Raw genomic sequence first — 15,254 nt, forward strand, 5'->3', positions numbered from 1 at the left:
AACATATCGAAGGAGGCCCCATGTCCCTGCCCCGCATCCTCGCCCTTGCGCTTACGACGGCGAGCCTCGCGCTACCCGCCCGCGCAGAGGAGGTCACGATCTTCGCCGCTGCGTCGATGAAGACCGCGCTCGATCAGGTAGCGAAGCTCTGGGAGACGAAGACCGGCGACGTGGCGCATATTTCCTTCGCCGGGTCCGGTGCGCTGGCCCGCCAGATCGCCGCCGGAGCACCGGCCGATATTTACATCTCCGCAAATCCGGGCTGGATGGAGACGGTCGCGAAGACGGGCCGCATCAAGGTGCAGGAGGACCTGCTGGCCAACCACCTTGTGCTGATCGCCCATGATCCGAAAGCGAAACCGGTGACGATTTCTCGCGAGCTCGATTTCGACGCGCTTCTGAATGGCGGCAAGCTGGCCATGTCGCTGGTGAACGCGGTGCCCGCAGGCCAATACGGCAAGGCGGCGCTGGAGCATTACGGGCTCTGGTCCAAGGTCGAGCCCGAAGTCGCGCAGGCCGATAACGTGCGCGCGACACTTGCGATGGTGGCGCTTGGCGCGGCACCCTACGGGATCACCTATGCGACCGACGCCGTGGCCGAGCCGCGCGTGCATGCCGTGGCGACCTTCCCCGAAGACAGCCACCCACCGATCCGCTACCCCGCCGCCCGCCTCACCGATAGCGACGCGGCGAAAAGCTTCTATGCCGAGCTGAAATCCGACGCCGCCGCGAAGATCTTCCACGAGCAAGGCTTCGAGACACTGAAATGAGCTGGCTGTCGTCCTCCGACTGGCAAGCAGTCTTTCTCTCGCTGAAAGTGGCAGGCTGGGCGACGCTGCTGTCATTGCCGCCCGGGCTGTTCGTCGCCTATGCGCTGGCCCGCTGGCGTTTTCCGGGGCGCAGCCTCGTCAACGGGCTGGTGCATCTGCCGCTGATCCTGCCGCCGGTCGTCACTGGCTACCTGCTGCTGATAGGCTTCGCGCCGAACGGGGTGATCGGGGCGGCGCTGGCGAAGATCGGGGTCACGGTCGCCTTCTCGTGGCGCGGCGCGGCACTGGCCGCCGGGATCATGGCCTTTCCGCTGATGGTGCGCGCGATCCGGCTCGCGATCGAGGCGGTGGACCCGAAGCTGGAACAGGCGGCCTCCACCCTCGGGGCCTCGCGCATCGCCAGTTTCGCAACGATCACCCTGCCCCTGATCCTGCCCGGCATCCTTGCGGGCGCGATCACCGCCTTCGCCAAGGCGATGGGCGAATTCGGCGCGACGATTACCTTCGTCTCGAACATCCCCGGCCAGACCCAGACCCTGCCGCTCGCGATCTACTCGCAATTGCAGGTGCCGGGCGGCGAGGTCGAGGCCGCGCGGCTGGTGGTGATCTCGGTCACGCTGGCGCTTGGCGCGCTGTTGGTCTCGGAGTGGCTGGCGCGACGGATCGCGGCGCGGATCGCGGGACAGAACTGATGCTGGAAATCTCGCTCAGCCATCGCCTGCCGGCGCTCGATCTCGACGTAGACTTCACCGCGCCTGAGGGCGTGACCGCGCTGTTCGGCCCGTCCGGCGCGGGCAAGACGACCGTGGTGAACGCGGTCGCGGGGCTGCTGCGGCCCGACCGGGGGCGGATCGTCGTCAATGGAGAGGTGCTGCTCGAGACCGAGGCCGGGATCTGCCTGCCGCCCCACAAGCGCCGCATCGGCTATGTCTTCCAGGACGCCCGGTTGTTCCCGCATCTGAGCGTCAGATCAAACCTACTCTACGGGCAGCGTTTCAACAAAACCAAGACCGCGCCGGAGTTCGACCACATCATCGATATGCTCGGCCTCGGCGCGCTGCTGGAGCGCCGTCCCGCCGCGCTCTCGGGCGGTGAGAAAAGCCGCGTCGCGCTTGGTCGCGCGATCCTGTCGAACCCGCGGATGCTGCTGATGGACGAGCCACTCGCCGCGCTGGACGCTGCGCGAAAATCGGAAATCCTTCCCTATATCGAGCGGTTACGGGACGAAGTTAAACTTCCCATCCTCTATGTCAGCCACGCACCGGCCGAGGTCGCGCGTCTCGCCACCTCCATCGCGCTGATCGAGGCCGGCCGGCTGCGCGGCTTCGGCCCCGCGCGCGAGATTCTGTCCGATCCGACACTCGCCCCCGCGCTCGGGCAGCGCGAAGCGGGGGCGGTGATTTCGGGACGTGTCATGGCGCAGGAAGCCGACGGCCTGACCCGGATCGAAACCGCAGGCGGGCCGGTGCTGCTGCCCTATCGGGAAGGTCAGCCCGGCCAATCGCTGCGGCTACGAATCCATGCGGGGGACGTGACTCTTGCGGTTGCGCGGCCCGAAGGCCTCTCTGCGCTCAACATCCTGCCGGTGACGGTCACGGAGCTGCGTCCTGCGGCTCCCCCCAGCGTCTATGCCCGCCTGAAGATGGGCGACGAGCATCTGCTGGCCCGGCTCACCACCCGCTCGGTCGCGGCGCTTGGCCTGACCGAGGGGAAGAGGTGCCACGCGATCATCAAGGCGATGTCGGTGGCCTCCGAGGATGTGGGCTAGCAGGCCAGCGGGATTTACCCCGCCAGCAATGCCGCGTTACCGCCCGCCGCCGTGGTGTCGACGCACAGATGCCGCTCGTGGAGGACATCCGCCTTCTGCACAGCGCCGGTGGTCAACGTCAGGATCGGGCCCTCGCGTTTCGCCAGCGCTTTCACAAGGGCGCGCGTATCATGGCCCCACCAGATGGCGCCCGCGATATCCTCAAGCGTTTCAAGCACGTCCGGGGCGATCTTGCCATCGGCCCCGACGGCCACGCCGCCCAGCTTCTCGACTTCCTTGATCTGCGCGACCTGCGCAGCTTCACCCGGCCCGAGGCACAGGATCGGCCCGCGCGGATAGCGACGCAGCGTGTTGGCCTCGCCCGTCGGGCCCGGCAGTTCCAGCGCCTCGAGCGGCCCCGCCGCCTCGGCCTTCGCCGCCGCTTTCGCAAGCTTTTTGCGCAGCGTGTCGAGATCGGCCTTGTGGCCCCATTCGCCGTTTTTCGACGACGCCTCAGGCGCCATCGCGAAACGGGTCAGGTAAAGCGGTCCACCCGCTTTCGGCCCCGTGCCCGACAGCCCCTCGCCGCCGAAGGGCTGCGAGCCCACGACCGCGCCGATCTGGTTGCGGTTGACGTAAAGGTTGCCGACATGCAGCGCGTCCGAGACCTCCTGCACGCGGTTGTCGATCCGGCTGTGCAGACCGGCGGTCAGCCCGTAGCCGGTGGCGTTGATCGCGGCGAACACCTTCTCGATATCCTCTGCGCGATAGGTCGCGATATGCAGAACCGGGCCGAAGACCTCACGCTCCAGCGCCTCGATGCCGGAGATTTTCACCAGCGTCGGCGCGATGAAATGGCCCTTCGACGGCGCGTCGAGCTTGTGCAGCACGCGGCCCTCTTTCTCGGCATTCGCGATATAGGCGGCGATGTCTTCCTGCGCCTCGCCGTCGATCACCGGGCCGACATCCGTCGACAGATACCACGGATCGCCCAGCGACAGCTCGTCCATCGCGCCCTTGATCATCGAAATCAGGTTCTCGGCCACGTCTTCCTGCACATAGAGGCAGCGCAGCGCCGAGCAGCGCTGACCCGCCGACTGGAAGGCCGAGGCGATGATGTCGCGCGTCGCCTGTTCGGGCAGCGCGGTCGAATCCACGATCATCGCGTTCAGACCACCGGTTTCCGCGATCAGCGGCGCGGTCGGATCGAGATTGTTGGCCATCGCGCGGCGGATCATCTTCGCCGTCTCGGTCGAGCCGGTGAAGGCGATGCCCGCGATCTTCGGGTTGGACGACAGAGCTGCGCCCACCGTCTCGCCCCGCCCCGGCAGCAGTTGCAGCACGTCGCGCGGCACACCCGCCTCATGCATCAGGCGCACAGCGATGGCGGCGACGAGCGGCGTCTGCTCGGCCGGCTTCGCGATCACGCCATTGCCGGCGGCCAGCGCCGCCGAAATCTGCCCGGTGAAGATCGCCAGCGGGAAGTTCCACGGGCTGATCGCCGCGAAGATGCCGCGCGCCGTCGGGTCGCTCTCTTCGGCCTGCGCCGAATAATAATGCAGGAAGTCGACCGCCTCGCGCAATTCGCCCACGGCGTCGAGCTGGCTCTTGCCCGCCTCTTTCGCGAGCACCGCGAAGAAGGGTCCGAAGTTTTCTTCGTAAAGCTCCGCCACGCGACGCAGCACGGCGGCGCGCTCAGCGACCGGGGCAGCCCACGGACGCGCAGCGTCGATGGCGGCCGCGACACAGGCCTCGTCTGCCTCGGTGACGCGGGCCACCTCTTCGCCGGTCGACGGGTTGATGACGGCCACGGCCTCGCCGGTCGCCTCGCCCGCCACCAGCGGACCCGCATCCGGGATCGCCACATTGCGGGCGGCGTCGATGCGCGCCAGCGTGCCCTCGTCGGTCAGATCGAAGCCCTTGGAATTCTCGCGGGACTCGGCGAACACCTCCGAGGGGAGCTTGAGCATCGCCGAACGCTCGGCCGTCTCGAGTTGCACGAACGGGTCTTCCGCGATGGTCTCGGGCGCCACGTCCTCATCGACGATCTGGTGCACGAAGGAAGAGTTCGCACCGTTCTCCAGCAGGCGGCGCACCAGATAGGCCAGCAGGTCGCGATGCGCGCCGACGGGGGCATAGATACGGCAGCGGGTGCCCTCTTCGCGGTGGACGATCTCGTGCAGACGCTCGCCCATGCCATGAAGGCGCTGGAACTCGTAGGGACGTCCCTCGGCCATCTCGAGGATCGCCGCGACCGAATGGGCATTGTGGGTCGCGAATTGCGGATAGATGCGGTCGGTGTAGCTGAACAGCTTGCGCGCATTGGCAAGGTAGCTGACATCGGTCGCAGCCTTCGTGGTGAACAGCGGGAAGTCCGGCAGGCCTTCGACCTGCGCGAGCTTCATCTCGGTGTCCCAATAGGCGCCTTTCACCAGACGCACCATGATCTTGCGGTCGAGCTTTTCCGCCAAAGCGCCCAGCCAGTCGATCACGAGGCTCGCGCGTTTGCCGTAAGCCTGCACGACCACGCCGAACCCGTCCCAGCCGGCAAGCTCGGGGTCGGACAGAACCTCCTTGATGATCTTGAGCGAGATCACCAGACGGTCCTGCTCCTCGGCGTCGATGTTGAGGCCCATGTTCCCGGCCTTCGCGGCCTTCGCCAGATCCTTGAGCACCGGCACGATCTCGGCCATGGCGCGCTCTTCCTTGGCGACCTCGTAGCGCGGATGCAGCGCCGAGAGTTTCACCGAGATGCCGGGATTTTCGGCCACAGGGCGGTCCTTGCAGACCTTCGTGATGGCGGCGATGGCGTCGGCGTAATCCTTCGCGTAGCGCTTGGCGTCGCGCGCGGTGCGAGCGGCCTCGCCCAGCATGTCGTAGCTGTAGGTGTAGCCGCGATCTTCGAGCTTCTTGGCTCGGCTCAGCGCGTCCTTGATCGTCTCGCCAAGGACAAACTGGCGGCCCATCTCCTTCATCGCGCGGCTGACGGCGGCCCGGATCACCGGCTCGCCCAGACGGCGCACGGCCCCGCGCAACACGCCTGCCATGCCGGGCTTTTCGTCTTCGAGCACGCGGCCCGTCAGCATCAGCGCCCAGGTCGAGGCGTTGACCATCGAGGACGAGGCCGTGCCCATGTGCTTGCCCCAGTCCGACGGTGCGATCTTGTCTTCGATCAGCGCGTCGATCGTCTCGGCATCGGGCACGCGCAGCATCGCCTCGGCCAAACACATCAGCGCCACGCCTTCCTGCGTGGACAGGCCATATTCCGCGAGGAAATGCTCCATCAGCGTCGGTTTGGCTTCGGTCCGGATACGGCGCACGAGCTTCGCCGCGCGGGCGGAGATCTGCTTGCGATCACTCTCGCTCAGTTCGGCCTGGCCCTTTAGCCGCTCCAGAAGCGCGGCTTCTTCGGCGAATTTCGCCTGTGTCGTGAACTGATCGAACGTGTCGCCCATGCGATCCTCCCTTGAGTCTGATTGTCCGATGCTATTCGATTTCCCCTAGGCGATTGGCGCAAAGATTTGCTAAGCGATGGTCTCTGGAACTTATTTTTGGAGACTCTGTAGCCCATGAGTGAAGAGATCGATGCGATCGACAGGCGAATCCTCAACGAGCTTATCGCCGATGCACGCCTTCCCGTGGCTGAGATAGCGCGCAGGGTCGGCTTGTCGAAGACGCCGGTGGCCGCGCGCATCCGCCAAATGGAGGAAACCGGGCTCATCAAGGGCTACCGGGCGATGATCTCACCGATCAAGCTGGGGCTGACCCATGTGACCTATATCGAGCTGAAATTGAGCGATACGCGCGAGACCGCGCTGAAGGCGTTCAACGCCGCGGTGCGCGCGATCCCCGAGGTCGAAGAGTGCTACATGATCGCCGGGGGCTTCGATTATCTGGTGAAGATCCGCGCCCGCGACATGGCCGATTACCGGCGGATCATGTCGGAAGAGCTGTCCACCCTGCCCCATGTCCATTCCTCGTCGAGCTATGTCGCGATGGAGACCGTGGTGGAGGCCAGCGCGCCGCCCTTGGAGTGAGGTTACAGAGGGCAGCGCCCGATCGCCGGGCGGGCGTCCCTCGTCATGTGGTCCGTACTTAATCGCGGCCAAATCCGGATGACCTCGATCCGCGCGCTGACGTCACCCAAGCGCCCGCCCGAGGGGGCGGTCGGGCGCTGCCCGGGCCGCTTCGCGGCTGTTCCGGGCAAGCAGATTGCGTTCGTTCAGATCGAGGCCCTCTCTACGCTTCCCTGTCCCTGCACGCGCATATTGGCAATAGTTGTCCACTTGGCACAGGGCGACCAGCCCCGGGCCGCGCCCGACCCTCACCACATTAGGCGCAATAGAAAAGGCGGCAGGTCTCCCTACCGCCTCTCGATCCGATCAGGTCGAACTCACTCGCCCTGTTTCTTGATCCGCCCGTCGAGCTTGGGTGCGACCGTCCCCTTGCCCTCGATATAGGTCATCACGTCATTGGCCATCAGGTTGCCGTTCCCGGCGTTCACGATGACCTTGCCGCCGCCGAGCGACGTGTAGCCGTCGCCGCCGCCCAGCATGTAATCGTTGGTCGCGACCTTGTAGACCTTGTCCTTGTCGAGCGGCTGACCGCCCACCTCGACCGAGACCACGCGCGACCCGGCCGGTGCGGAGGGATCGTAGACCACGCTCATGCCCGAGATCTGCGGGAAACGGCCCGCACCGTTCTCGACCTGGCTGAAGCCGTTCTCCAGCGCGCTCAGGAGCTGCGAGCCGGGGATCTCGGTCACCACCGTCTTGTTGCCGAAGGGCAGCTCGGTCAGCACGTCCTTGCGGGTGATCTTGTGGCCCGCATCATAGGTCGTGTCGCCCCGGATGCCGCCGCCATTGATCAGCGTCACATCGGCCTTGGTCGCGGCGCGCAGCGCATCGGCGATCAGATCGCCCATCGTGCTCTCCTGCGAGCGCACCACGTTGCGCCGCGAGTCCAGTTCGGTCTCCGACGTGCCGATCTGCTGGCCGAGATTGTCGTCGAGTTGCTGCTTGAAGCCGTTGACCAGCTTCATCGATTCCGGATCCGGCGTCACATTCGCGGTGTCGATCCAGCGGAAATCCGGGGTCCAGCTGATCTTGCGCTTGCCGTCCTTCTCGGAGATGTCGACGGTCAGATCGACCGGCATCAGGTAGCGCGCGTCGATCGAGGTCTCCACATAGGCCGTGATCCCGTCATAGAACATCGCATTGAGGTGGTCGTCGCCCGAGATGATGACGTCGAAATCCTTGCTCGCGATCAGGTCGCGGTCGTTCGACTGATCGGTCTGCACGACCCCGATCACCAGATCCGCGCCATCCTCGCGCGCCTTCTTGGCTGCTGCGATCGCGCTGTCCACGGTCGGCCCGAATTTCAGATCGCCCGAATTGGCGACCTCGGGCGTCGTGTCCTGCGCGACCGGAACGAGCGCGACCTTGAGACCGGCGATCTCTTTCACCATCACGCCGCCCAGACCCTGAACCGGCGAGCCGTCTTTCTGGGTGATGTTGATCGCGGCCCACGGGTATTTCGAGGCTTCCATCTTCCTCTCGAAATTCTGCGGGCCGAAATCGAATTCATGGTTGCCCGGCACCGCGATATCGAAGGGCACGATATTGGTCAGGTCGATCGTGTTCTGACCTTCGTCGATCCCCGACAGAAGCGAGGGCGAGAGCATGTCGCCATCGAAGACATAGAGCGTGTTGGGATTGTCCGCGCGCTCCTTCTTGGCGACCGCGTTGAGCCGGGCGAACCCGCCGCGCTCGCCATCACCGTCGAAATTGTAGATATCGCCAACCCCGAGGATCGTGAGCTTCACCGTCTCGGCCTGAATGGGCCCGGCGGCGAGAAGCCCGGTGGAGGCGGCGCCCAGCATGAGGGCAGCCAGACGGCGCTTGAAATCGGACATTTCGGTCTCCCTGCGGAATGAATTTATTCATAGACCCCGAACGGCCGCATGGCCCGGGGCGTGGGAGAAAGCTTAGCCGCACTCTGTCATCGCGCAAACCTCAAGTCAGATGACCTCGCGTTCACGATCGGGCGCGCGCCTCTTTTCGCGTCACCCCGCGCAGATCAACGCGCTGGGTACGCTTTCAGACCAACACGCCCGCCAAGCGCGCGAACAACGCATGCGCCGCCGCCTCGTCGATCAGGTCGACGGTGAATTGCGCGAAGGTCAGGCCGGTCTCCGGCGCGCTGGAGAACATGACGCGGACATCCTCGCCCGACTCGGTGATCATGTCGAGCTGCCCGCCGAAGACGGTCGTGTAGCTTCCCGCGAATCCGGACATCATGGCCTCCAAAGCCTTGGCGCAGGCCACGATCTCGTCCGACGACCCTTTGACGGGCCGCAAGATCCGGTCGCTGGGGCCGATCCGCCCGGCAAGCTGCAGCCCCTCGGGCAACTCGATACCCAGCCGGAGCCGCGTGGTGGCGAGAAGCAGCGGGCTTTCCTGCTCCACCGGGGCCTCCCTCTCGGCCTCGGTTTCAGGCACGACGCCGCCGGTGACATTCGGCCCCGGCTTGAGCGCGGGCTCTCGAACGGGCTCGCGCGCAGGATCGCGAAAGGGTTTCGACGCCCGCGTGACACGACGTGGCGACACCTCGGGCGTGCGGTCGACGGGGTTCGGGTCCGGCCGATACTCGGGCTCGGCCCCGGGGGGCGCGACCGGCGCGCCCGAATTTGCGGGCTCGGAGCTGCGTTTACGCTCCCCGGGCGCGCGGAACGTCAAGATCGCCCCGCCATGTTCCGAGAGCAGCGGGGACGGCGCGTCATGGGCCCCGATCGCCAGATCCGCCTCGGTCTCGGGATCGAGCGCGTCGAGCCCGGCCACCGCGCGCCCTGTCATCGCCCCGAGCGCCGCGATAAGCGCCGCGCCGCCGCTACGCTGGAACGCTTCATCCGAAGTCTCGGCGGCACGCAACAGGTCGCGCGATCCGTGCAGAAATGCGATCCGCGAGAAATACGCCGCCGACTCGCGCTGAACCCGTGCCTTCAGCTTCGCCCGGTCCCTGTCGTTGCGCAGCTTGTCGCCACGCGAAATCGCGAGCAGGCAATCGGACGGGCGCGCAGACCCCAGACATTCGATCAGAGTCTTTTCGGTCAGCCGCCATGCCTGCGAGGCGATCGTGACCCAAATCATCACGTCGCAGGTGGCGATCAGGCCGACCTGTCCTTCGTTGAGATCCTCGGCGCAGGTCAGCGGCACCTCGACGAATTCGAACCCCTGCAGATGCGGCTGCGCGGAATAGACGTAAATCTCGGAGGGCACGGCGCCGCCCTCTTCGACCTCCGCCGCGTCGATCTCCCGCCCCGTCGCGTCGCGCATCACCACGCCCGGCGTCGCCCGGTAGCGCGCGACGACCGTGGGTCGCTCGGTCCGGCCCAGATTGTCGCCGATGCTGCGCGCGCGCAAAATCGCGTTGAGCACCGTGGACTTGCCGGAATTGACCTCGCCGCAGATCGCGACCCGCAACGGTGCGCGGACCGGATCGGGCGGTGCCTGATCGTGGCGGAGGTCTTGTTTGAAGATCATTTGCTTCCTTGTCCTCACGCCGCGCGGGATGCGGGCTTACGCCGCGGCATCATCGTGCTGCTGACGGCGCTTTCGATCGCGCCGAGGTTGATCAGGCGCCGTTCCAGAACTTCCAGCTTGCTCTGAATGCGCGACGCCATCCGGCTTTGCTGGGCGGGATCACGCGCCAGCCGTTCCAACTCGGCCCGCTCCTGCTTGAGCTGCAGGGTCCGCTCGCGCACGACCATCTCCATCATCCGAACCATGACCCGCAGTCGCGACCCGCCCGCGGTCGCGCGCTCCACCAGCGTCTCGCCATAGGCTTGCAGGATCTTCTCCACCGCAGGGCGCAACTCTTCCGCCGCGACGATGCGCAGACCCTCGAGCGTCTTCTCGATATTCACGGTCGGTCCACGCCAGAAGGCCCAGCCGCGCTCCAACGCGAAATTGATGCGCAGCGCGCGCCGGGTCAGCGTCAAGGTCGAGGTGAACGTGTCATGCGGCATATCCGCGAGGTCGATCTCTTCGCTGGGATCGTCGAACCGGTCCACGATGGTTGTGCGGCAGGCATGGATCGCATTGTCGAGCAGCACGTCGATCGCGGCCCGCGAGCGGGCGTAGCTTTTCGTCACTTCGCGTTCGAGCGCGATCTGCAACGCGGTCGTATCGGTCTCGAAGCTGCGCGGCGGACGGCCGTCGCGGATCCGATTGGTGCGCAGAACCTCCTCGAACCGGGCACGCTGACTGTTGACGAAATCCTCGATGCTCTTGTTGAGCCGCGTCTCCAACGCCGACCAGCCTCGGTTCAGCACGGATTCGATCTGGTGTTCGGCGCTCTCGACATGATTTTCGAGCGCGCCGCGCAGCGCCTCCGTCGCCTCGATCTCGCCGGTCATCTCCTCGATCGCGGCCTCCGCCACGTCCGAGCGAATGCTCTCGATCTGCATCTGCAGCGTATCGCGTTCGCGGCGGGCGACGAATTGCATCCCCGACAGCTCCGCGCGCAGATCGCCACGCAGCTGGGCGAGCTGCTGACGCCCCACCCCGCCATCGATCACGGCAGAGAGCACGTGTTTGACCTCTTCGACGCCCGAGGCCAGCAGCAGCCGATCGATCGGATCTTCGGGCACACGGCCGAAACGCGAATACAGATATTGCGCCAGCTCCATCGAATCCATCTCGGCGCGCGCCCAGGCGGCTTCCTCGTCGGAGCGCTGGGTGAGATCGGCGAGATAGGCACTGCCCGCGACGATCTTGAAGTCGATGTCGGGGATCGCCGCGCGCAGGCGGCGCGACACATCGGCAATCACGCGGGGCACTTCGACTGCGTAATCGTCCAACTCGTCGATCCGGTTGAGGAAGATCAGCACGTCCTTGTCGTCCTGCCGCGCGAGGATACGGATCAGGGCGAGGTCCACATCGGTCAGAGGCTGATGCGCCGAGAGCACCATGATGAACACGTCCGAGCGGTCGAGCGAGCGGCAGGTAAACTCGTCGCGCACGAGGAACGGGTCGTTCACGCCGGGCGTGTCGGTGATGATCGTGGGCACCTGAAACTCGGGCAAGCGCATGTAGATATGGGCGCTTTTCGTCAGCGCGGCGAACCGGCCGAGCGCCTCGCGATCCAGCCCGTCATCCGCGCCCGGCCCGGCACAGACATAGCGCTGCAACAGGTCGGGGGCGAGGAAGTCGTAGTCGTGCTGCTGCCCCAGAAGCGTGTGGTAATGCTTGCCGAGCCGCCGTTGCGCGCGCCGGCGCATCTGCTCGGACTGCTCGCGCAGGATGTCGGTATCGAATCCCGGCAGCAGCTCTTCGGTCAGTTGCCGGATGCGCGTGCCACCATTGATGATCTCGTCCCAATCGGCTTCCGAGAAGAACTCGAACCGGGCCCCCGTCACCGGATCTTCCGGCAGGTTGATGCGCATGTTCGTCACGACCGAGGTCCACGGGTTCACGTCCGAGGGCAGGAAGTCATGTTGGTGCAGGAAGGCGTTGAGGAAGGTCGACTTGCCCGCCTTCACCTGCCCGATCACCGCCACGCGCGCCGCCCAGTCATGCAGCCGCAAGCGCAGATCGCGGATGCGCGGACGGGCGCTGCGTTCGACGGCGGTTTCTATCTGGTCGAGCGTGCCGTCGAGAAAGTCGAGTTCCTTACGCAGTTGCGGGGCGATCTTCATGGCGTGCTCCTCCTCGTCGCGTAGGCCGGCTCGGGTTCGTCCGCGGCTCTGGCATCGAGCCGGTCAAGCAGATGTTCGACATGGGCGAGGACATCTGCGGCATCGGTAAAGGCGTGACCCGCCGTGAGTTCCTCCCACAGCGCGCGGGCCGGGCCCGGCATCGAGGCGGGCTCTGCGGGCGGGTAGTCGGGCAGCGGCGAGTCGAGGATCAGCGGCTCGGCATCGGTCACCTCGGGCAGCTCGGCGCCCTCCGCCTTTATCAGGCGCGCCGAGCGCAGACGGCGCGGCTTGACCGGCATGCGCGGCTTCGGGAAAGCGATCACGTCGCGCTCGCGCACGAATTTGGCGACCGTCTCGTTGGTCTCTCCCGATGGTTGGCCGATCTGGCCGATCAGCCGCTCGATCTCGCGCCCGATCTGCGCGACGTCCTGCGCGTCGGTCAGTGCCGCCAGACGGATCGTCGGGAAAACCTCCCCCGCCTCGCGCTGAACCCGGCGCATCAGGCGAGCGCGGGTGCGTTCGTCGGGCAGACGGTCGCCATGGGTCACGACGAGCATCGGCTGCTCGAGAAGCGCCTGGGGCATCGCGTCCCAGACCGCCTTCTCGCTTTGCCGCCACGCCTGCGTCGCATTGGTGCACCAGATCACGAGATCGGCATAGCGCAGCATCCGCTGCCAGCTTTCCATCGGCATGTTCGGGTCCGACGAACCGGGCGTGTCGATGATGTCGATCCGCTCGAGGATCGGCGCACCATGGGCGATCACGCAGTAGCGCGCCTTTTCCAGATTGAGCTGCGCCAGATCGCAAAGCGGGCGCGCGACCTCCTCCTTGTCGATCCAGATCTGCCCCCGGTCCCTGCCGTGCACCAGCCAGATCGGCGGCAGGGCGGTCGCGGTGACATGCGAGGGCAGCACCTTCTCGCCCAGCAACCCGTTGATGAGACTGGTTTTGCCAGCCGAGAATTCGCCCGCCACCAGCACCCGCAGCTTGCGCGGTTTCGCGGCGGCTTGCGGGCTCTGGGCACTCGTGAGGTCCGGCAAGGCAGGGCGTTCGCGTTTGCGCATCGAGTTCATGCAGAGAGCCTTTCCTTGTCGTGTCCCGCCGCGCCCGAGAGGCAGCGCTCGCGCACCGCCTTGCAGAACTGACCCTGATCGAAGACGAAGCGCTCCACGATCTCGCGGCTGCGCGCGATGGCGGGGTCGAAATACTCGGTCATCAGGTCTTCGATCAGCGGCGTGGTTTCCGCGATTATCACATCGCGGTAGCGCGCCTGTGCCGCGCCCTTGCGATTGAACCGCCAATAGCGACGCCACCACGCGCCCTGCATATCCAGCGTGATCATTCGCGCGAGCACCGTCGGCGCGCGATGTTGCGGCTGTTCGGGGAAGCGGCTCACATCGGCCTCGCGGATCACGCCGAACTCGGCAGCGAGGAAGCTGTCGATCCCGTCGCTGACCATGTCGAGCGCCGCCTCGCCCTTGCGCCGCAGCCGCGCGCAATTGGACGCGAAGGCGGTCTTCATCGCCATGCGCAGCGAAGTCGGATCATGGGTCCACGCGCCGATCTCGCCATAGGTGTCGATATGCGACTGCAGCGCCTCTAGCGCCGAGGCCACGAATTGCTCCTGCGCCCGGTCGAGCCGCTCGCGCAGCTCCGCGCGCAGGTCCGCGGCATCACGGTTGAAGGCGGAGACGGCCTCTTCCTCGATCTCGGCAAGGCGCATCATCAGTTTGGACTCGCTGAGGATGGTGGAGGGATCAGCCACGCGGGCGACGCTATCCACGGTCTCGGCGCGCTCGATGATGCGCTCCAGCTCGTCCTGCACATCGCCAAGCACCGCCTGCCCCGGCCCGTCGACGATCCGCTTGACCACCGCCTGCATCAACGCACCGATCCCGGACGCTTCCATCGCGCGCTGGCGCAACTCGGTCTCGCTGGTGGGCGTGGGGCCGGTCATCTTCTCCAGCGCCGCGCGGCTGGCAGGCGCCATCTCGTTCACATCGCCCATCGCGCAATTGGCCCAGTAGCCCGAGCCGAACAGGATCTCGATCTCCTCGCCCAGCCCCATGCGCCCCAGCGTCTTGCGGATCGAGCCGCGGATCGCGGCCTGCGCCCCGCGCGGGTCTTCCAACTCGTCGATGCGGTTGACGAAGATCACCACCTCGCGCGCATCGATCGCGCAGATGATGCGCAGCAGCGCGAGATCCATCGTGGTCAGAGCCTGATGGGCGGAGAGGACGACGATACAGGCGCGGCTGTCGCCGATGGCATTGAGCGTTATCTGCTCGCGCATCATGAAGGTGTCGTTCACACCCGGCGTGTCGCGCAGACACAAGCCGCGCGGCAGATGCGGCAGATCGAGGTAGAGATCGGCGGATTTCGTCAGATCGGCATAGGTGCCTTCGCTCGCGCCCTCGGCCAGATCGTCGGGATCGCCGTAGCAGATATATTGATCCAGCACCGCCTTATCGAGCGTCGGGAAGGCGCGGCTGGTGCCGAGAAGTTCCTCGAACTGCTCGCCAAGCCTCGCCTCGGTCGCGTTGCGCATCGCGGTGACCTGTTTGCGCACGCTCTCGGCCTCGGTCTCGAAGCCCGCGCGGTTGGCCATCTCGCCCAGACGCCCGCCGGTCGCCACAAGCCGATCCCATTCGTGACGGTCGAAGAAACGAAACAGCGCGCGCGTGTCCATCGGGCGGTGGCGCGCGTTCAGATGCAGCGCCGTGATCACCGAGGTCCAGGGGTTCACATCCGAGGGCAGCATCCCCGGCTTGCCGATCAATGCGTTGAGAAGTGTGCTTTTTCCCGCTTTGACCTGGCCGATGACGCTGACGGTCGGCTCGAACGCGTCGATCATCTCGAGCACGCTGTCGAGCTGGTCCTCGACGAAGCCGAGATCGGCGTCCGAGACATCCTTTACGGCCTGTTCGAGCTGGTCGAGCGTCTCCCAGTAAGAATTGAGCGCCTCGAAACCGCGGCGATGCCAATCAAAGATGGAATTCGCTTCATACACGAGGGGCACTCCTTTCCGCAGGGGCGATGC

10 protein-coding genes are annotated in these 15,254 nt (G+C 65.9%); 4 read left to right on the forward strand and 6 right to left on the reverse strand.

What is annotated here, in order from left to right; genetic code table 11:
• The first annotated feature begins 20 nt into the window (after nt 1-20).
• From modA to modC, 3 genes are read left to right on the forward strand one after another with little or no spacing between them, the layout of a single operon-like run.
• The gene (gene modA, locus DEM26_RS06920; RefSeq protein ID WP_109172013.1) at nt 21-770 is read left to right on the forward strand and encodes a molybdate ABC transporter substrate-binding protein; all 750 of its coding nucleotides are present in this window, start codon (nt 21-23) and stop codon (nt 768-770) included.
• A complete protein-coding gene (gene modB, locus DEM26_RS06925) occupies nt 767-1,462 on the forward strand; it encodes a molybdate ABC transporter permease subunit (protein WP_075774976.1) in 696 nt (231 codons plus the stop codon). The genes modA and modB overlap by 4 nt, the downstream gene beginning before the upstream one ends.
• On the forward strand, nt 1,459-2,538 hold the full coding sequence (modC, locus tag DEM26_RS06930; RefSeq protein WP_369907756.1) for a molybdenum ABC transporter ATP-binding protein: 1,080 nt from the start codon (nt 1,459-1,461) through the stop codon (nt 2,536-2,538). The genes modB and modC overlap by 4 nt, the downstream gene beginning before the upstream one ends.
• A 14-nt stretch (nt 2,539-2,552) precedes the next feature.
• Here modC and putA read toward each other — a convergent pair whose 3' ends face one another.
• Nucleotides 2,553-5,972, reverse strand: coding sequence for a bifunctional proline dehydrogenase/L-glutamate gamma-semialdehyde dehydrogenase PutA (gene putA / locus DEM26_RS06935; RefSeq protein ID WP_109172014.1), 3,420 nt, complete (start codon nt 5,970-5,972; stop codon nt 2,553-2,555).
• Nucleotides 5,973-6,086: 114 nt separating this feature from the next.
• Here putA and DEM26_RS06940 point away from each other — a divergent pair, with 114 nt between their 5' ends.
• Entirely contained in the window at nt 6,087-6,554 is a 468-nt protein-coding gene (locus tag DEM26_RS06940; RefSeq protein WP_075774978.1) for an Lrp/AsnC family transcriptional regulator, read from the forward strand.
• 356 nt (nt 6,555-6,910) lie between these two features.
• Here the strand turns inward: DEM26_RS06940 and DEM26_RS06945 are convergent, their stop codons facing one another.
• The 5 genes from DEM26_RS06945 to DEM26_RS06965 all read right to left on the reverse strand — a co-directional run bounded on the left by DEM26_RS06945 (nt 6,911) and on the right by DEM26_RS06965 (nt 15,224).
• Nucleotides 6,911-8,431, reverse strand: a complete 1,521-nt coding sequence (locus DEM26_RS06945; RefSeq protein WP_109172015.1) for a bifunctional metallophosphatase/5'-nucleotidase — start codon at nt 8,429-8,431, stop codon at nt 6,911-6,913.
• A gap of 184 nt (nt 8,432-8,615) precedes the next feature.
• Complete coding sequence (locus tag DEM26_RS06950; RefSeq protein WP_109172016.1) at nt 8,616-10,058, reverse strand: GTPase; 1,443 nt, start codon at nt 10,056-10,058, stop codon at nt 8,616-8,618.
• A 14-nt stretch (nt 10,059-10,072) separates the two neighbouring features.
• Nucleotides 10,073-12,214: a dynamin family protein gene (locus DEM26_RS06955; RefSeq protein WP_075774981.1), complete on the reverse strand. Its 2,142-nt coding sequence runs from the start codon at nt 12,212-12,214 to the stop codon at nt 10,073-10,075.
• Nucleotides 12,211-13,287 carry a dynamin family protein gene (locus DEM26_RS06960; RefSeq protein WP_075774982.1) on the reverse strand — a complete coding sequence of 359 codons (1,077 nt, stop codon included), beginning with the start codon at nt 13,285-13,287 and terminating at the stop codon, nt 12,211-12,213. Before DEM26_RS06960 ends, DEM26_RS06955 begins: the two co-directional genes overlap by 4 nt.
• On the reverse strand, nt 13,284-15,224 hold the full coding sequence (locus DEM26_RS06965) for a dynamin family protein (protein WP_075774983.1): 1,941 nt from the start codon (nt 15,222-15,224) through the stop codon (nt 13,284-13,286). Before DEM26_RS06965 ends, DEM26_RS06960 begins: the two co-directional genes overlap by 4 nt.
• Between the last annotated feature and the right edge of the window lie 30 nt (nt 15,225-15,254).

Origin of the sequence: Thioclava sp. NG1 (assembly GCF_003122275.1) — a bacterium.
Classification (GTDB): Bacteria; Pseudomonadota; Alphaproteobacteria; order Rhodobacterales; family Rhodobacteraceae; genus Thioclava; species Thioclava nitratireducens.